Genomic DNA, 17,597 nt, shown 5'->3' on the forward strand with positions numbered 1-17,597 from the left:
GACGATTCAGACCAGGTCATTGCGCTTGGCGAATTCAATCAGCTCCAACAGCGTCGACACATTGAGTTTCTGCATCAGGCGGGTTTTGTAGGTGCTGACCGTCTTGTTGCTCAGCAACATGTCATCGGCGATTTCCTTGTTGCTCTTGCCCAGTGCCAGGCCGTGCAACACCTTGAGTTCGCGCCGCGAAACGCCGCTGAGCAACTGCGCATCGTCCTGGGCGAAATCGTTTTTGCGTACGGAGTTGAGGGTACCGATGGGGAACCAGGTCTTGCCGCCGGCAACGGCCTTGAGGGCGCTGGCGATCTCCGATGGATCGTCGATTTTCGACAGGAACGCCGCCGCGCCGGCGCGAATGCACTGCGCGGCGTAGGCCTGGCTTTTCAGCCCGGTGTGCACCAGCACGTGGGCTGCACTGCCGCCGATGCGCAACCGGTCGATCACCGCCATGCCATCGAGCTGCGGAATGTCGAGGTCGAGCACAATCGCATCGGGCTTGAGCTCGAACGCCTTGCTCAAGGCATCCACGCCGTTATCGCACTCGCCGACAATCTCATGGCCTTCACGGGCCAGAATCATCCCGATCGCCATGCGCACTACCGCGTGGTCATCGACCAACAGCACTTTCATGGATCAGTCCTCATGCCCTGTTTCAGCATAGTCCCTGGGCTGAAAGGGGCTTTCAGGGGGCGATGCGTGGCGGGGTGGATTAAAAAGGGCGGGATCGTACGCGGTTTGGACGAGGGGGGTGAAAGGGGCGGTGGCACAGGAGTGGCGCTTGGCTTTTTGGCAAGCGCACAACGTTGCTTGTTGCTGCTCGACATTGTGGGAGCGAGCCTGCTCGCGATGAGGCCCTCACATTCGACATCTGCGTCGACGGTCAGACCGCTATCGCGAGCAGGCTCGCTCCCACAGGTGAGTTGCTTCAATTTACTTGGTCAGTGCACTCAGGATCGCATCAGCCACTTTCACCCGCTCCGGGTTCGGGTAGTTCTTGTTGGCCAGGATCACGATGCCGATGTCTTTCGCGGGCACATAGGCCACGTAGGCGCCGAAGCCGCCGGTGGAGCCGGTCTTGTTGAACAGTGCGTCCTGCCGGGGTGCCTGTGGCGGGTTGTTCCACTGCACTTCATGGGGTTCGTACGCCATCTGCGCGGAGTTGCCCGCCAACAGGGTGTCTAGCTTGACCGGGTAGGGGTAGGACTCCCAGCCCAGGCCCTGGGTCATGTCGCCGACCCTGTAGTAGCCGGTGTGGGTGGTGGCAATGGCCTGCTGCATGGGTTTTTCCAGCTTCGCCGGCTGCATGTTCGCCTGAACGTAGCGGATCATGTCCGCCGCGCTGGTTTTCACCCCGTAAGCCTCCGAGTCCAGTGCGCCCGGACCGACCCGTACCGGTTTGTCATCCTTGTTGTAGCCCTGTGCGTAAAGGCCCATCTGGTCCTGCGGCACCTTGAGGTAGGTGTGTTTCAGGCCGAGTTTGGGCAGCAGGGTGTTTTCCATGGCCTCATCGAACGGCGTGCCCAGGCTTTGCGCGGCCAGATAACCGAACAGGCCCAGGCTCGGGTTGGAGTACTGGCGATGGCTGCCCGGTGCGTAGGTCGGTTTCCAGTGCTGGAAATAGCCGAGCATCTTGTCCGGCGCATCGAACTCGTCGGGGAATTGCAGCGGCAGTCCGCCCGGTGTGTAGGTGCCCAGTTGCAGCACGCTGATGTTGTCGAACGCACTGCCGCGCAATGCGGGCAGGATCTGGCTGGCCTTGGCTGAAAGGTCCAGCTTGCCACTGGCCTGTGCGTAGGCGGCGAGGGTGGCGGTGAAGGTTTTGCTCACCGAGCCGATTTCGAACAGGGTGTTTTCGCTGACGGCGTTGCCGGTTTCTTTTGAAGCGATACCGTAGTTAAAGTAATGGGGTTGGCCTTTCACGGTGATGGCAATCGCCACGCCGGGGATCTGCTGCTGTTGCATCACCGGTTTCATGGCCGCATCGACGATGCCTTGCAGGTGGTCGTCCGCCATGCATTGGCTGGCGCCGAGTGAAAGCAGCAAAGCACTGCAGGCCGCTAGCTTGTTCAGGTTGGTATGAGACATCACGCAATCACTTCCATGAGTTGTCAGGGGACTAACCGCTGCACGCCGAGCGGTTTTTCAATAGGGCCACGGTTGGGCGAAGGCAAATCTATGCAGTCTTTCGAGGCTGAACAACCGATGATATTTTGCACGAGCCATTAGAAAAATTATGGAGTAGGCATGATCCGTCCTCAATTACCGCTCAATGCCTTGCGCGCCTTCGAGGCGTCGGCGCGGCACTTGAGTTTTACCCGGGCGGCGGTGGAGCTGTGCGTCACCCAGGCGGCGGTGAGCCATCAGGTCAAGAGCCTGGAGTCGCAGTTGGGCGTGGCCCTGTTCAAGCGCCTGCCCCGCGGGCTGATGCTGACCCGGGAAGGAGAAACCCTGCTGCCGGTGCTGCGCGAGAGTTTCGACCGCATCGCCGAAACCCTGGGGTGTTTTCAGGGCGGTCATTTGCGTGAAGTGTTGACGGTCGGGGCGGTGGGGACCTTCGCGGTGGGCTGGTTGTTGCCGCGATTGGCGGACTTTCAGGCGAAACATCCGTTCATAGATTTGCGCCTGTCGACCCATAACAACCGGGTGGACGTAGCCGCCGAAGGGCTGGATTACGCCATTCGATTTGGCGCCGGTGCCTGGCATGGTATCGAGGCCGTGCGATTGATTGAGGCGCCGCTGTCGGTGTTGTGCACGGCGGATATCGCCCGGCAACTGCGCGAGCCGGCGGATATGTTGCAGCAGACGCTGTTGCGTTCCTATCGCGCGGATGAGTGGCCGGAGTGGTTCCAGGCGGCCGGGCTGGCGAACCTGGCGGTGTCGCCCAGAAGCATTGTCTTCGACTCGTCACTGGCGATGATGGAGGCGGCCCTGCAAGGCGCGGGCGTGGCGCTGGCGCCGCCGTTGATGTTCTCGCGGCAGTTGGCTGTGGGGGGGATTGAGCAGCCTTTCCCGATTCACATCACCACTGGTAGTTACTGGCTGACCCGATTGCAGTCGCGGGCTGAAACGTCGGCGATGGCGGCGTTCAAGGGTTGGCTGCTGCAAGCGGCACAACCGGGTTAACCGGAGCCCTTCTCCTGTGGGAGCGAGCCTGCTCGCGATGCGATATCACATTCAACACGGATGTTGACTGGCAGGCCGCTATCGCGAGCAGGCTCGCTCCCACAGGTTTGTCCAGTTTCGATAGAACTAGCGCACCAGACACGGCCGCTTGTTATCGAACTTCCAGCCCGGAATCAGGAGCTGCATCGCCACGCTGTCATCCCGTGCCCCCAGGCCCATGCCTTTGTACAGTTCATGGGCCCTGGCCAGTTGGTCCATATCCAGCTCGACCCCCAGCCCCGGTTTTTGCGGCACCTGCACGCAACCGTCGACGATTTGCAGCGGTGCCTTGGTCAGGCGCTGGCCGTCCTGCCAGATCCAGTGGGTGTCGATGGCGGTGATCTCGCCCGGCGCGGCGGCCGCGACGTGGGTGAACATGGCCAGGGAAATGTCGAAGTGGTTATTGGAGTGCGAACCCCAGGTCAGGCCCCATTCGTGGCACATCTGCGCGACGCGTACCGAACCCTGCATCGTCCAGAAATGCGGGTCGGCCAATGGGATGTCGACCGATTGCAGCTGGATCGCGTGGCCCATTTCCCGCCAGTCGGTGGCGATCATGTTGGTCGCGGTTTTCAGGCCCGTGGCCCGGCGGAACTCGGCCATGACTTCGCGACCCGAGTAGCCGTTTTCCGCACCGCAAGGGTCTTCCGCATAGGCCAGCACCTTGTGCTGGTCGCGGCACAAACGGATGGCTTCCTTGAGTGACCAGGCGCCATTCGGGTCGAGGGTGATGCGCGCATCGGGGAAGCGTTCGGCGAGGGCGGTGACCGCTTCGATTTCCGCGTCGCCACTGAGCACGCCACCCTTGAGCTTGAAGTCCTTGAAGCCATAACGCGCATGGGCGGCTTCGGCGAGGCGCACCACGGCGTCGGCGGTCATGGCCTTTTCGTGACGCACGCGGAACCAGTCGTTGTCGGCATCCGCTTCGCTGCGGTAAGCGAGGTCGGTTTGCTGGCGGTCGCCGACATAGAACAGGTAGCCGAGCATTTTCACTTCATCGCGCTGCTGGCCTTCACCGAGCAGGGCCGCGACCGGCACCTCCAGGTGCTGGCCGAGCAGGTCGAGCAGCGCGGCCTCAAGGCCGGTCACCGCGTGAATGGTGATGCGCAGGTCGAAGGTCTGCAGGCCACGGCCGCCGGCATCGCGGTCGGCGAAGGTCTGGCGCACCTGGTTGAGAATCTTCTGGTAGGTGCCGATCGGGCTGCCGACCACCAGGCTGCGGGCATCTTCGAGGGTCTGGCGGATGCGTTCGCCACCGGGTACTTCGCCGACGCCGGTGTGGCCGGCGTTGTCCCTGAGAATCACGATGTTGCGGGTGAAAAACGGGCCGTGGGCGCCGCTCAGGTTGAGCAGCATGCCGTCGTGGCCGGCCACCGGGACGACTTCCATGCTGGTGATGATCGGGGCTTTGGCGGTTTCGTGCGGGGTCATGTTCTTGTCCTTCTCAAAAGCGGAATTCAGGCGTGATTCGTCGCAGGGGTAGCCGTGGCAATGGCTGGTGCGGTTTTGGGTTTGTTACGGGCGGCGAAGACGATGATCGCGGCAATGATCGAGGTCGCGGCCAGGCCATACAGGCCGCCCTGGATGGAACCGGTGCGTTCTTCCAGCAGGCCGAAGGTGGTGGGGGCTACGAAGCCGCCAAGGTTGCCCACCGAGTTGATCAGCGCGATGACGCCGGCGGCGATCCGTGCATCCAGATAGGCCTGGGGGATGGGCCAGAACAGCGACGAGGCCGATTTGAAACCCAGTGCGGCAAAGCAGATCGCGACGAAGGCGAAGATCGGCCCGCCGGTGGTCGACATGAACATTCCGGCGGCAGCGATCAGCAGGGCGCCGGCGACCCAGGCTTGCTGGTGCTTCCATTTGGCCGACAGGGTGGCGAAGGCGTACATGCCGACAATCGACAGCAACCACGGGATCGAGTTGAACATCCCGACCTGGAAATCGCTCAGGTCGCCCATCTTCTTGATGATGCTCGGCAGCCAGAAGGTGGCGGCGTAGATGGTCAGTTGAATGAAGAAGTAGATCACGCAGAACAGGATGATCTGCCGATCCTTGAGCAGTTTGCCCAGGGTGGCCTTGACTGGCGTCGCGGCCTCGCGGGCGGCCTGCTCGGCGTCGATGGCCTTGACCAGCGCGTCCTGTTCGTCGCGGCTCAGCCATTTGGCGTCGTGAGGCTTGGAGTCCAGCCAGAACCAGACAAAGAAGCACAGGCCCACCGAGAACATGCCCTCGATGAAGTACATCCATTGCCAGCCGTGCATGCCCAGCCCGTTGATTTGCAGGAGCAGGCCGGACAACGGGCCGGAAATCAGCGAAGCGAACGCCGAGCCGCTGAGGAAAATCGCGATCGCCTTGCCGCGTTCCGCTCCGGGCAACCAGCGGGTGAAGTAGTAGATCACCCCGGGAAAGAACCCTGCTTCAGCCACGCCCAGCAGAAATCGCAGGATGTAGAAGTGGGTTTCGTTCTGGATGAAGGCCATGGCGGCGGCCACCAGCCCCCAGGTCAGCATGATGCGGGTCAGCCAGATACGGGCGCCGACTTTTTGCAGAAGGATGTTGGAGGGGACTTCGAAGAGCGCGTAACCGATGAAGAACAGGCCGGCACCGAGGCCGTAGGCGGCAGCGCCGATGCCCAGGTCGTGCTCCATGTGGGCGCGGACGAAACCGATGTTCACCCGGTCAATGTAATTGACGATGAACATGATGACGAACAACGGCAGGACGTGGCGTTTGACTTTCGAGATCGCGGATTGCAGGGCCGAATCGGCACCGTTTTCCATCGCGGAGTTGGGTGTATTCACTGCGTTTTCTCCCACTGATTATTTTTATGCGGGGTGAGGCGGGTGCTGCGTGTTGATAGACATCATACAACTACGTTTTTTCACAACGCAACTGCCTATGGCCAACAAAATCGCCATGATTAGCCAGTTTATTATTCTGTTTCTGGTTTGGTCAGGCTTCAAAAGGGAGTGTCTTTGCAGCACTTGTTGAGTGTTGTCATACAAGTTGAGTGTTGTTTTTCGAGATTAAGAGCGGGCGCAGTGCTACGATTTCGCCAGCGCCGCCTTTGGATGATTGCCATGCAAGAAGACCTCGACCTGCCTGCCCGCAAGCGCAGCCACAATCTGGCCCACGATCTGGTGACCAAGCTGACCGAGCGCATCCTGCTCGGGCAGATGCTGCCCGGCGACAAGCTGCCGTCAGAGAACAGCATCGTTCAGGAGCATGGGGTCAGTCGCACAGTCGTGCGCGAGGCGATCTCCAAATTGCAGGCCTCGGGGCTGGTGGAAACCCGTCACGGCATCGGTACTTTCGTGCTGGAGCGCGCGCCGGAGCAGGGGCTGCGGCTGAATGTCGATACCGCGCTGGGGGTGCGCAGCATCCTCGAACTGCGCATGGGCCTGGAAACCCAGGCCGCGGCGCTGGCCGCCAGCCGTCGCACCGAGCAGCAACTGGCACAGATGCGCCAGGCGCTGGACGACTATCAAAGCCTGTTGGCCAACAATGACAGTTGTGTCGAGGCCGACCGGCGTTTTCATCTATTGATCGCTGAGGCCACCGGTAACCTGTGCTTCACCGAAATCATGCAGCACCTGGGCAATGCGATGATTCCGCGCACCCGGGTCAACGCGGCTGAACGTGGGGCGGTGGATCTGAGCAAGCTCGGGCAACTGGCCAATCTCGAACATGAGGCGATCCTCAATGCCATCAAGCGCCAGGATCCCGATGCGGCGCGGGCGGCGATGTGGTTGCACCTGACCAACAGCCGGGATCGGTTTTCGCCGACTTGATGGCGGTCACACCGTATATCCCCTGTGGGAGCGAGCCTGCTCGCGATGGCGGAGTGTCAGGCAGCATCAATGCTGAATGTTCCGACCCCATCGCGAGCAGGATCGCTCCCACAGGGGGATTTCATTGATTACGCATTTGCCACCCGAACCCCCGGCCGCCGCTCCAGGTTCAACGCCAGCACACTGATCAACACCACCACGCCACCCACCGCCACCATCAAGGTCGGTCGCTCCCCCAGCGTCACCGATGCAATCGCCATCGCCGTCGGCGGCACCAGGTAAAGCGTCATCGTCGCCCGGCTCAGGTCCACGTGGGCCAGCACATAGGCCCACGCCAGATAGGCCAGGGCACTCGGGAAAATCCCCAATGCAACGACCGCGAACTGCGCGGGCAATGACGCATTGACGACTTGATCCACCAGGCCCGGCAGGAAAACCAGCAGCAATGCGGTGCCGGACCAGACCGTGTAGCACACGAGCGTCAGCCCGTCATAACGCCCGCTGTGATGTTTTTGCAGGGCGAAGTACAGGCTCCAGGACAACGCCGCCAACAGGATCAGCAAGCCATGGGCATCGATGCTGCCCAGGCCATGGTCGCCCGCAACCACAATCAGCACACCCAGCAAGCCGAGGATCACGCAGCCCCAGCGCCACAGGCTGATGCGGTCCTTGAACACAAACCGCGCCAGCAGGGTGCTGAACAGCGGCGTCGTCTGTGCCAGTACGCTCGATGCGCCGGCGCTGACGCCCTGCTGGCCGAAGTTGATCGCCACGTGGTGCAGGCTCACCGCAAAGAACCCCAGCGCCATCAGCAGCGGCACATCGCGAAGGCTGGGCAGGCGAATGCCCTTCAACAGCGCCACCACGGCCATGAATGCCGACGCCAGCAGAAAGCGCGCCAGCGCCAGGTGCACCGGATCGTAGGCCTGCAGGCCGATGTGAATGCCGCTCGGGGAATAGCCCCAGCACACAACGACGAAGGTCATGGCCAGGATGATTTTCAAGGGGGAAACGGGGGAGGGCGTCAGGGCGTTCATGGGCGTGCACCGGATGGCTGATGCACGGAGTATCGGAACTCGAATCATTCGCCACAACTGACTTATACTGCGCGAACCGTTCACTTTGAGTGATGTATATGGAGCTGGCGCAGATTCGCATGTTCAAGACTGTCGCCGAGGTCGGCAGCATTGCCCGCGCGGCCGAGGTGCTGCATTGCGTGCCGTCGAACATCACGGCGCGAATCAAGGCGCTGGAAGCGGAGTTGGGTGTGGCGTTGTTTCTGCGTGAGGGACGCGGTCTGCGCATCAGCCCGTCGGGCCAGACTTTTCTGGCCTACGCCGCGAAAATCCTCGCCCTGACGGCCGAAGCCAAGCGCGCGGTGGACCCGTCCGCCGAACCGTCCGGGCCGTTGCGCATTGGTGCCATCGAGTCTTCGGCCACCGGTCGCCTGCCGCGCTTGCTGGCGAAATTCCACAAGCGTTACCCGGCGGTGGCGCTGGAACTGACCACCGGCACCTGGGGCCAATTGCTCGATGACACCCTGAGCCATCGCCTCGACGGCGCGATTGTGGCGGTGGATGTCGAGCGCTCGCACCTCAAGCGCACACCGATGTACCGCGAGGACCTGTTGCTGATCGCCTCGACCTCACTGGGGCCGGTGCGCGACATGACGGATTTGCAGGACAAGACCGTGTTCATGTGGCCCCAGGGCTGTCCGTACCGTGCGGCGCTGGAGCATTGGCTGTTGCGCCAGGGCCAGGCGCTGCCGATTGTCAGTCTGGCCAGTTATGGTGCGATTGTCGGTTGCGTCAGCGCCGGGGCCGGCGTGGCGTTGGTGCCCAAGGGCGTGTTCGATCAATACGCCAAGGGGGCGGGCTGCGTGGGGTATGAGTTTCCCGAACTGACGGCCATCGACAACCTGTTCTACTGGCACGAAAACGCCGGGGTGCACCCGGCGCGGGAAGCGTTTGTGGCGATGTTGCGTGAGGAATTCGCCTGAGAGCGACACGATCCCTGTAGGAGCAAGGCTTGCCCGCGATGGCGATCTTGAGGACGCCATCGCGGGCAAGCCTTGCTCCCACAGGTCGCAGTGTTTTTATGTTGCATTCACATCCCGCATCAACAACCCGAAATTCAAATCCACCGCATCCGGTATCGGCAGATAAACCGTATGCCCATCCCCCGGCGCCACGTCGACAGGTTCGCCCTTGGCGTTGTACAGCTGATGCAGATCGAAGTGGAAGTTGCCCTTGGGTGTCATCAATTCCATGTGATCGCCCAGGGCAAAGCGGTTTTTCACCTTCACTTCCGCCAGCCGATCCCGCCGCTCGCCGGTCAGTTCGCCAACGAACTGCTGCCGTTCCGACACCGAACTGCCGTTTTGGTAGTTCTGATACTCGTCATGCACGTGCCGGCGCAGGAAGCCCTCGGTGTATCCGCGCTGGGCGAGGGATTCGAGGTCGGTCATGAGGTTGCGGTCAAACTCGCGACCCGCCACCGCGTCGTCGATTGCCCGGCGATAGACCTGGGTGGTCCGCGCGCAATAGAAATGCGATTTGGTCCGCCCCTCGATCTTCAGTGAATGCACGCCCATCTGCGTCAAACGTTCGACATGCTGCACGGCGCGCAGGTCCTTGGCGTTCATGATGTAGGTGCCGTGTTCATCTTCGAAAGCCGGCATCAGCTCGTCGGGGCGATTGGCTTCCTGCAACAGGAACAGCTGCTCGGTCGGTGCTCCGATGCCCAGGGTCGGCTCCGGCTGATACTGCTGGACGATCTCGCCGAGCAGGTCTTGCGTGGCCTCCTGCGCCGAGTATTTCCAGCGGCAGGCATTGGTGCAGCTGCCCTGGTTGGCATCGCGTTTGTTCATGTAGCCCGATAGCAGGCAGCGACCGGAATAGGCCATGCACAGCGCGCCATGGACGAACACCTCCAGCTCCATCGCCGGCACCTGTTGGCGGATTTCAGCGATTTCCTCCAGGGACAACTCCCGCGACAGGATGATCCGGCTCAGGCCCTGTTGCTGCCAGAACTCGACGCTCGCCCAATTCACCGTGTTGGCCTGCACCGACAGGTGAATCGGCGTCTGCGGGTAGTGCCGGCGCACCAACATGATCAGCCCGGGGTCGGACATGATCAGCGCATCGGGCGCCATGGCGATGATCGGCGCCAGGTCCTTGAGGAAGGTTTTGAGCTTGGCATTGTGCGGCGCGATGTTGACCACCACGTAGAAACGCTTGCCCTGGGCCTGTGCCTCGCGGATCCCGAGGGCGAGGTTGGCATGGTCGAATTCGTTGTTGCGCACCCGCAGGCTGTAGCGCGGCTGGCCGGCGTACACGGCATCGGCGCCGTAGGCGAAGGCATAACGCATGTTTTTCAGGGTGCCGGCAGGGGCGAGCAATTCGGGGGCAATGAGCTTCATGGCGGGTGTGGTCGCAAAAGTCGCGCAGGGTATACGCCTTGCCCCGGGGATTTATTGATCTGGATCTATGCTTGATGCACAAATCGATGGCACTCGCGCGAGCCGTTGTGGCCTAAGCATCAGGGCGGACATTCGCGTCCCGGCGCACTGGCATGGATCGGACATGAACGAAGAGAGCGTGCAAGACAAATCGCTGACGATTCTGCTGGGCGTGGTGAGCATTGCCTTCATCTGGATCCTGTTGCCGTTCTACGGCGCTGTGTTCTGGGCGGTGATCCTCGGCATCCTGTTCGCGCCCATGCAGCGCCGCTTGCAACTCAAGCTTGGCTGGCAGCGCAACCTGACGTCGCTACTCACGTTGAGCATCTGCCTGGTGATCGCGATCCTGCCGGTGATTGTCCTCGGCATCTTCCTGGTTCAGGAGGGGGCCGCGGTCTACAAAAGCATCGAAAGCGGCGAACTGGACATCGCCGGGTATGTCGCGCAGTTCAAGCACAGCTTGCCGCCGTACTTCCAGCATTTGATGGATCGCTTCGGGCTGGGCGGGTTGGAGGGGATGCGGGAGAAGATCATCAAGAGCTCGGTTGCCGGGGGACAAACGCTGGCGACCCAGGCCTTCAGCTTCGGCCAGGGCACGTTCGAGTTCATCGTCAGCTTTTTCATCATGCTGTACCTGTTGTTCTTTTTCCTGCGCGACGGCGCCGAGCTCGCACGCAAGGTGCGCGCCGCCATCCCGCTGGAAGAACAGCAGAAGCGTCGGTTACAGCTCAAGTTCAACCGGGTGGTGCGGGCCACGGTGAAAGGCAACCTGCTGGTGGCAATCACCCAAGGCGCGCTGGGCGGTCTGATTTTCTGGTTTCTGGACATCCCCAGCGCGTTGCTCTGGGCGGTGTTGATGGCATTTTTGTCGCTGTTGCCAGCGGTCGGCGCGGGGATTGTCTGGGCGCCGGTGGCGGCGTTTTTCCTGTTCACCGGTGCGGTCTGGCAAGGCGTGGTGCTGGGTTTGTTCGGGGTGTTCGTGATCGGCCTGGTGGATAACGTGCTGCGCCCGATCCTGGTGGGCAAGGATACGAAGATGCCGGATTACCTGATCCTGATCTCGACCCTTGGCGGCCTGGCGGTGTTCGGGCTCAACGGGTTTGTCATCGGCCCATTGATCGCGGCGCTGTTCATGTCCAGTTGGGACATTTTCCTCGAAACCAAACCTCGGGTTCAGCTGCCTTAGGCGCTGAGCTTGCCTGAGTGGTCCTGGGCATAGCGTTGCGACATGGCCTGGGCCGCCGGCAGCGAAGTGAGCGGACCACTGATCTGCTCGCCATCGAGCACCAGATACCAGCAGGCAAGCAGCCCGGAAGCCCTGAGAGGAGCGGGAACGGCACTGCCGATTACGGACATGATCTGAACTTGAGACATCATAGGAACCTCCATCAATCTATGGAGATACCTTACGAGGGTGGCGAATTTTCCGACAATCACCGTTTTCGATAGTGGTCATTGATGGCGTTGAGTCCAATTGACCGTCCGTCGTTCAGTCCACCACCTGATCGAGCATGTGCACCACTTCCCGCTCGCTGAGCAGGCCTTTTTGCACCAGGTTCTGGGTCAGCAGCGCGAGGAACTTGGCGCTGCGGTGGCCTTCCAGTTGCTTGAGCTCGGTGAGGGTGTTGTACACCTTGCTCGAGGTGCACAGGCCGACGATGCGGTGCGGGTTCTGCGTGGGCATGGGGGCGTCCTTGTTGTGAATACCTGTTGTTGGCGGACAGGTTCAAGCTTGCGGCTCTGACATGACATAAATATGTCTGTTTTGCGCATTTTTGCCCGCCTGCACAGCCGGGACTGTCCCGATAGCGACACCGACGAGATTTATCCAGACTTCCACCGACGAACGGCTACTACATCTGTAGGAGCGAGCCTGCTCGCGATGGTCGCCCAGTCAACGCGGGCATTCAGATTGCCCGCGTTATCGTTAACGGCCATCGCGAGCAAGCTCGCTCCTACAGGGAGCAGGGTGTTTTGGAGAAAATCGCAGGCATGAAAAAGCCCCGCTTTCGGCGGGGCTTTTCGAGCCTGTTACCAGCGACCATAACCGTGGCCATGGCCGTAATAGTAGCCGCGGGGCGGTCCGTAGTAGACCGGGGCCGGGCGGTAGTAGATCGGCTGTTGCACGTACACCGGGGCCGGCTGGTAATAAACCGGTGGCGGCGGTGCGTAGTAGACCGGTGGTGGCGGGGCGTAGACCGGTTGGGCATAGACCGGTTGTGGCGCGACATACACGGGTCGATTGGCGTTGATCAGGGCCGAGCCGACGATGGCCGTACCCACGATCGCTCCAAATACCGCCGCGTCATTGCCACCACCATGGGCTTGCGCCTGCCCTGTGATAGCCAGAGCACCGATCAGCAGAGCAACTGTGGGGACTTTACGGATCATGATAATTCCTCGGTTCTTCGACCCGGCGCTTGTGTCTGCAATAGACCCAAGGATTGTCGCGGGGATACTACTAAGACAGCATTTTTTGGAAAATCAGCACAGCCGCTGGGTAAATTTTGTGTAAGGTCTGTACCGGCTCGTTTACCGATGTTTAATCCGGCCTGCGGGCACAGGAATATGATCGATCAGAACACGATGGCCGGCTAATCCCGTCCATCCGAAAGTGCATTGCAAGGAGATTCACATGCAGATGAACCCCAACCGAGACACTCAACTATGCATGTCGCTCTCCGGGCGCCCTGGCAATTTTGGCCTGCGGTTTCACAATCACCTGTATGAACAACTGGGCCTGAACTTCTACTACAAGGCGTTCAGCAGCAAGGACTTGCCGGGCGCGGTGGGCGGCATTCGCGCCCTGGGGATTCGCGGCTGCGGCGTGTCGATGCCGTTCAAGGAAGCCTGCATCCCGCTGGTCGACGAACTGGACGCCTCGGCCGCCGCCATTCAATCGATCAACACCATCGTCAATACCGACGGCCATCTGAAGGCCTACAACACCGACTACATTGCCGTCGCTCAACTGCTGGAGACCCACGCGGTGCCCAAGGACACCACGTTCGCCCTGCGTGGCAGCGGCGGCATGGGCAAGGCCGTGGCCAGCGCCTTGCGTGACGGCGGCTACAAGAACGGCCTGATCGTGGCCCGGAACGAGACGGCAGGCCGTGCCCTGGCCGATTCACTGGGTTACGAGTGGCAAGCAGAACTCGGTGCCCGGCGCCCGCAGATGCTGGTCAACGTGACCCCGGTGGGCATGGATGGCGGACCGGAAGCCGGTCAACTGGCATTCGAGGCCGACGTTATCAAAGCGGCGGACATCATCTTCGATGTGGTGGCGATTCCCTCGGAAACGCCGATGATCGTGCGCGCTAGAACCGAGGGCAAAAAGGTGATTACCGGGCTGGAGGTGATTGCAATCCAGGCGCTGGAGCAATTTGTGCTGTACACCGGCGTTCGTCCCACGCAGGAGCAGTTTCAGGCGGCGGTGGCGTTTGCCCGGGGTTGATCGCTACTGAAGATCTTTTGATTTTGCCCTTGCCTATACTGCTGGCCTCCAACAGCAACCACCATGACCGAGGTTTGCCATGCATCCCCCGATTCTCAATCTGGATCAAGTCGTACTCGAACCGCTACCCGAGGCGTTCGCCCCGACCGGGGAGACCGCCGGTCGCTATCAACAGCGCCAGGCGCGCATCGGTCAGCAACTGGGCGCGCAGAAGCTCGGTTATCGCCTGTATGCGCTGGAACCGGGGATGCGCGGCAGTCCGTTTCACAGTCATCGGGTGAACGAAGAAATGTTCTACGTCGTGGCCGGGGAGGGTGAAGTGCGCTTGGGCGCCGAGCGTTTTGCGATCCGCGCCGGTGACGTGATCGCCTGTCCGCCGGGTGGCCCGGAACAGGCGCACCAGATCATCAATACCAGCAACGCCGAGCTGCGCTATCTGGCGATCAGCACCCAGCAGTCACCGGAGATCTGCGAGTACCCGGACTCTGGAAAATATGCGGTGATGGATGATTTCAAGGTCGATGCCCAGGGCAATGCCTCGGGTTTTGTCGCCGTGGCCCGGCAGGCGGATGGGGTGGATTATTGGGAGGGTGAGTAAGTGACACCATAAACCCACTGTGGGAGCGAGCCTGCTCGCGATGGCGGTGGCACATTCGAAATCGATGTGACTGACAGACCGCTTTCGCGAGCAGGCTCGCTCCCACATTTGTTCCTGTGTTGTCTGGTTATTCCAACCGCGCCAACCGCTCCTCCAGCGCCGCAATCCGCGCCTCCAGCTCTTCGATCCGCTCCAGCGAAACACCGCTGCCACCACTACGCTCCACCGGGTTCTGGCGCGCAGCCAGGATCGCTTCGATATCCGCCGGATCCCCCAGGGCATGGGTATAGCGGTCTTCACGCTGGCCCGCCTGGCGCGCAATCAACACCGCCAGGCCTCGGGCAATCAAGCGCTCCAGCTGATGCACCACCTGTTCGGTATCTTCGAATTCATGCATGCGCCCGCTGCGTGTCAGCAGTTCATTGACCGTCTGCGGGCCACGCAAAAACATCAATCCGGTCAGGATCACCTGGGCCGGCACCAGTTCCAGCGCCTTGTCGACCTTGTGTTCCCAACGGTCGGCGCGGCTGCCCATCACCAGCTTGGCAAAACCGCGCCCTTCGAGGGCGCGCAGGCTCTGGCCGACCTGGCCCGGGGTCAGGTTCATCACCGGTTCCCGGCTGGTTTTCTGGTTGCAGGCGATCACCAGCGCATTGAGGGTCAGCGGATAGGATTCCGGGCTGGTGGCCTGTTTTTCGATCAAGGAACCCAGAATGCGGATTTCGGTGCTGTTCAGGCGTGGTTCGTCGAAGGTCGTTTCTTGCTCGCTCATGGTTCTGCGTCCTTAGCGGATTCACGTTTTTCGCTGTCGTGGATGCACTTTAGATTGACGCGCGGCAATGGCAATACAAATCGTTGCACCACGTGACCGTTTGCGCTGGAAACCTGAATGAAGCCTGAACGAATTGTTAACAACATTTTTACATTTTGCCGGGCACCGTATGCGGCGGGCTGCGCTCAGTAGCTTTTCATCATTGGATGCCGCGTTTCTCGCGCATCGACAACGTCACCGACTTTATTTTTGGGATATGGGGCAAGGCATGGGACTGGCGTTGTTTTGGGCCCGGCACAATGTGCTGGTCGAGGTGCATGTTTCATGACTGTTCTGGTCACCGGCGCCGCCGGATTCATCGGTTTTCATGTCGCCAGGCGTTTGTGCCTGGACGGTCATGACGTCGTCGGTATCGACAACCTCAACGACTATTACGACGTCACGCTCAAGCAGGCGCGGCTCAAGGAGCTTGAGAGCCTGCCGGGCTTTCGCTTCCGGAAAATGGACATCGTCGACAAGCCGGCGTTGCTGGAGCTGTTTGGCGAGCACGCGTTCAGCGAAGTGGTGCACCTGGCCGCCCAGGCCGGCGTGCGCTATTCCCTGGACAACCCCGATGTCTATGGCCAGTCGAACCTGGTGGGTTTCCTCAATGTGCTGGAAGCCTGCCGCCATCATCGTCCCAAGCATTTGATCTACGCCTCCAGCAGCTCGGTGTATGGCAGCAACAGCAAGCTGCCGTTCAGCGTCGAGGACCCCGTCGAGCACCCGATTTCGCTATACGCGGCCACCAAGCGCGCCAATGAACTGCTGGCCGACAGTTATTGCCACCTGTACGGCCTCAAGGCCACTGGCCTGCGCTTCTTCACCGTCTACGGGCCCTGGGGCCGGCCGGACATGGCGCTGTTCAAGTTCACCGAGGCGATCCTCAAGGGCCAGCCCATCGACGTCTACAACCAGGGCGAGATGGCGCGGGACTTCACCTACATCGACGACATCGTCGAAAGCATCGCCCGCCTGCGTTCAAAGCCACCCGTACCAACCGGGGCCGGCGAGGGCGTGAACCGTCTGTTCAACATCGGCCGCGGCCAACCGGTGGCGCTGCTGGATTTTGTCGACTGCCTGGAAGCCGCACTGGACCGCCAGGCCGTGCGCAACTACCTGCCGTTGCAGGCCGGCGATGTGGTCCGGACCTGGGCCGATGTCTCGGCGCTGACGCAGTGGATTGATTTCAGCCCGCAAGTGCCCGTCGCGACGGGTGTGGCGGAGTTTGTGAAGTGGTATCGACAGTTTTATCGGGCTTGAAGCATTCGCCTCTGATAATGAACAAGCAAAAGGCGAGGGGGACTCCATGAGCCAGGACATTTTTGTATCCGTATTGATTCCAGCGAAAAACGAAGCGAACAACCTCAGGCCTTTGCTCGAGGAAATCCGCGTGGCCATGGCCGACGAGGCCTACGAGATCATCGTGGTCGATGACGGCAGCACCGATACGACCCTGCAGGAACTGCGGCAGATCAGAAGCAACGGCCTGAGTGCCTTGCGCATCCTGCACCACGAGCGTTCGCTGGGGCAGAGCACTTCGCTGTACCACGCCGCGCGGGAGGCTCGCGGGCAATGGCTGGCGACCCTCGACGGCGACGGGCAAAACGACCCGGCGGACATCCCCGGGATGCTGGCACTGGTGCGCGGCAGCACCGATGTGCAGTTGGTCGCCGGGCACCGGGTGAACCGCCGCGACACGGCCAGCAAGCGCTGGGCCTCGCGTTTCGCCAACGGCCTGCGCAGCCGCCTGCTCAAGGACTCCACCCCGGACACCGGTTGCGGCCTGAAGCTGATCGAACGCGCGGCATTTCTGCGCCTTCCGTATTTCGACCACATGCATCGCTACATTCCGGCGTTGATCCAGCGTCACAACGGCCGAATGATCGTGCACCCGGTCAACCACCGGCCGCGCACCGCCGGGGTCTCCAAATACGGCAACATTGACCGCGCCCTGGTGGGGATTCTCGATTTGATGGGGGTGTGGTGGCTGATCAAGCGTACGCGCCTCAATACTATCGCACAGGAGATTGAAGGATGACCATGACCCGTGAAGCCCTGTGGCTGATGGTCGGTTTTATCGGCCAGATCGCCTTTACCGGCCGATTCGTCCTGCAATGGCTGTACAGCGAATACAAAAAACGCAGCGTGATCCCCACCAGTTTCTGGTACCTGAGCATCGTCGGCAGCACCTTGCTGCTGGCGTACGCCATTTATCGGGAAGACCCGGTGTTCATTGCCGGTCAGGCCTTCGGTTCGATCGTGTATTTGCGCAACCTGCAATTGATTGCCAAAAGCCGGAAACTCGAGGAATAAAC

19 protein-coding genes are annotated in these 17,597 nt (G+C 61.1%); 9 read left to right on the forward strand and 10 right to left on the reverse strand.

Translation table 11 applies throughout. The features are described from left to right. Positions 1–6: 6 nt before the first annotated feature. Both ABTV29_RS09605 and ampC read right to left on the reverse strand, forming a co-directional pair. On the reverse strand, positions 7–630 hold the full coding sequence (locus ABTV29_RS09605; protein WP_433769846.1) for a response regulator: 624 nt from the start codon (positions 628–630) through the stop codon (positions 7–9). Between the two features lie 300 nt (positions 631–930). Continuing rightward, positions 931–2,085, reverse strand: coding sequence for a class C beta-lactamase (gene ampC / locus ABTV29_RS09610; protein ID WP_433769847.1), 1,155 nt, complete (start codon positions 2,083–2,085; stop codon positions 931–933). A 159-nt stretch (positions 2,086–2,244) separates the two neighbouring features. Here ampC and ABTV29_RS09615 point away from each other — a divergent pair, with 159 nt between their 5' ends. Beyond that, entirely contained in the window at positions 2,245–3,123 is an 879-nt protein-coding gene (locus ABTV29_RS09615) for a LysR family transcriptional regulator (RefSeq protein WP_433769848.1), read from the forward strand. 126 nt (positions 3,124–3,249) lie between these two features. Here the strand turns inward: ABTV29_RS09615 and gudD are convergent, their stop codons facing one another. Further along, positions 3,250–4,593 carry a glucarate dehydratase gene (gene gudD / locus ABTV29_RS09620; protein WP_433769849.1) on the reverse strand — a complete coding sequence of 448 codons (1,344 nt, stop codon included), beginning with the start codon at positions 4,591–4,593 and terminating at the stop codon, positions 3,250–3,252. 26 nt (positions 4,594–4,619) lie between these two features. Then, positions 4,620–5,945 (reverse strand): MFS transporter, encoded by a 1,326-nt coding sequence (locus ABTV29_RS09625; protein WP_433771807.1) that lies wholly within the window; start codon positions 5,943–5,945, stop codon positions 4,620–4,622. A 300-nt stretch (positions 5,946–6,245) separates the two neighbouring features. On the opposite strand from ABTV29_RS09625, the gene ABTV29_RS09630 reads away from it, so the two are divergent. Then, positions 6,246–6,956 (forward strand): FadR/GntR family transcriptional regulator, encoded by a 711-nt coding sequence (locus tag ABTV29_RS09630; RefSeq protein ID WP_433769850.1) that lies wholly within the window; start codon positions 6,246–6,248, stop codon positions 6,954–6,956. Between the two features lie 128 nt (positions 6,957–7,084). Here the strand turns inward: ABTV29_RS09630 and ABTV29_RS09635 are convergent, their stop codons facing one another. Next, positions 7,085–7,993 (reverse strand): DMT family transporter, encoded by a 909-nt coding sequence (locus ABTV29_RS09635; RefSeq protein ID WP_433769851.1) that lies wholly within the window; start codon positions 7,991–7,993, stop codon positions 7,085–7,087. Positions 7,994–8,091: 98 nt separating this feature from the next. On the opposite strand from ABTV29_RS09635, the gene ABTV29_RS09640 reads away from it, so the two are divergent. After that, positions 8,092–8,955, forward strand: coding sequence for a LysR family transcriptional regulator (locus ABTV29_RS09640; RefSeq protein ID WP_433769852.1), 864 nt, complete (start codon positions 8,092–8,094; stop codon positions 8,953–8,955). Between the two features lie 96 nt (positions 8,956–9,051). Here ABTV29_RS09640 and yegQ read toward each other — a convergent pair whose 3' ends face one another. Beyond that, positions 9,052–10,377, reverse strand: coding sequence for a tRNA 5-hydroxyuridine modification protein YegQ (gene yegQ / locus ABTV29_RS09645; RefSeq protein WP_433769853.1), 1,326 nt, complete (start codon positions 10,375–10,377; stop codon positions 9,052–9,054). 163 nt (positions 10,378–10,540) lie between these two features. On the opposite strand from yegQ, the gene ABTV29_RS09650 reads away from it, so the two are divergent. Beyond that, positions 10,541–11,602, forward strand: coding sequence for an AI-2E family transporter (locus ABTV29_RS09650; protein WP_433769854.1), 1,062 nt, complete (start codon positions 10,541–10,543; stop codon positions 11,600–11,602). Here ABTV29_RS09650 and ABTV29_RS09655 read toward each other — a convergent pair. The 3 genes from ABTV29_RS09655 to ABTV29_RS09665 all read right to left on the reverse strand — a co-directional run bounded on the left by ABTV29_RS09655 (position 11,599) and on the right by ABTV29_RS09665 (position 12,807). Further along, on the reverse strand, positions 11,599–11,790 hold the full coding sequence (locus ABTV29_RS09655; protein WP_433771809.1) for a hypothetical protein: 192 nt from the start codon (positions 11,788–11,790) through the stop codon (positions 11,599–11,601). The two genes, ABTV29_RS09650 and ABTV29_RS09655, sit on opposite strands and share 4 nt — an antisense overlap. A 115-nt stretch (positions 11,791–11,905) precedes the next feature. Continuing rightward, positions 11,906–12,100 (reverse strand): hypothetical protein, encoded by a 195-nt coding sequence (locus tag ABTV29_RS09660; RefSeq protein WP_433769855.1) that lies wholly within the window; start codon positions 12,098–12,100, stop codon positions 11,906–11,908. A 347-nt stretch (positions 12,101–12,447) separates the two neighbouring features. Beyond that, positions 12,448–12,807 (reverse strand): hypothetical protein, encoded by a 360-nt coding sequence (locus tag ABTV29_RS09665; RefSeq protein WP_433769856.1) that lies wholly within the window; start codon positions 12,805–12,807, stop codon positions 12,448–12,450. 244 nt (positions 12,808–13,051) lie between these two features. Between ABTV29_RS09665 and ABTV29_RS09670 the strand changes: the two genes are divergently transcribed. Together ABTV29_RS09670 and ABTV29_RS09675 are read left to right on the forward strand one after the other, a co-directional pair. Continuing rightward, entirely contained in the window at positions 13,052–13,870 is an 819-nt protein-coding gene (locus ABTV29_RS09670; protein ID WP_433769857.1) for a shikimate 5-dehydrogenase, read from the forward strand. Between the two features lie 79 nt (positions 13,871–13,949). Next, the gene (locus tag ABTV29_RS09675; RefSeq protein WP_433769858.1) at positions 13,950–14,468 is read left to right on the forward strand and encodes a cupin domain-containing protein; all 519 of its coding nucleotides are present in this window, start codon (positions 13,950–13,952) and stop codon (positions 14,466–14,468) included. Between the two features lie 127 nt (positions 14,469–14,595). On the opposite strand, the gene ABTV29_RS09680 is transcribed toward ABTV29_RS09675, so the two are convergent. After that, complete coding sequence (locus ABTV29_RS09680; RefSeq protein ID WP_433769859.1) at positions 14,596–15,240, reverse strand: YceH family protein; 645 nt, start codon at positions 15,238–15,240, stop codon at positions 14,596–14,598. A 324-nt stretch (positions 15,241–15,564) separates the two neighbouring features. On the opposite strand from ABTV29_RS09680, the gene ABTV29_RS09685 reads away from it, so the two are divergent. Genes ABTV29_RS09685 through ABTV29_RS09695 form a run of 3 tightly spaced genes read left to right on the forward strand, consistent with a single transcriptional unit; the run spans position 15,565 to position 17,595 of the window. Further along, on the forward strand, positions 15,565–16,542 hold the full coding sequence (locus tag ABTV29_RS09685; RefSeq protein WP_433769860.1) for an NAD-dependent epimerase/dehydratase family protein: 978 nt from the start codon (positions 15,565–15,567) through the stop codon (positions 16,540–16,542). Positions 16,543–16,588: 46 nt separating this feature from the next. Further along, a complete protein-coding gene (locus ABTV29_RS09690) occupies positions 16,589–17,320 on the forward strand; it encodes a glycosyltransferase (RefSeq protein ID WP_433769861.1) in 732 nt (243 codons plus the stop codon). After that, on the forward strand, positions 17,317–17,595 hold the full coding sequence (locus tag ABTV29_RS09695; RefSeq protein ID WP_433769862.1) for a lipid-A-disaccharide synthase N-terminal domain-containing protein: 279 nt from the start codon (positions 17,317–17,319) through the stop codon (positions 17,593–17,595). Before ABTV29_RS09690 ends, ABTV29_RS09695 begins: the two co-directional genes overlap by 4 nt. Positions 17,596–17,597: the final 2 nt, after the last annotated feature.

Source organism: Pseudomonas putida, from assembly GCF_050989985.1.
GTDB lineage: Bacteria > Pseudomonadota > Gammaproteobacteria > Pseudomonadales > Pseudomonadaceae > Aquipseudomonas > Aquipseudomonas putida_AI.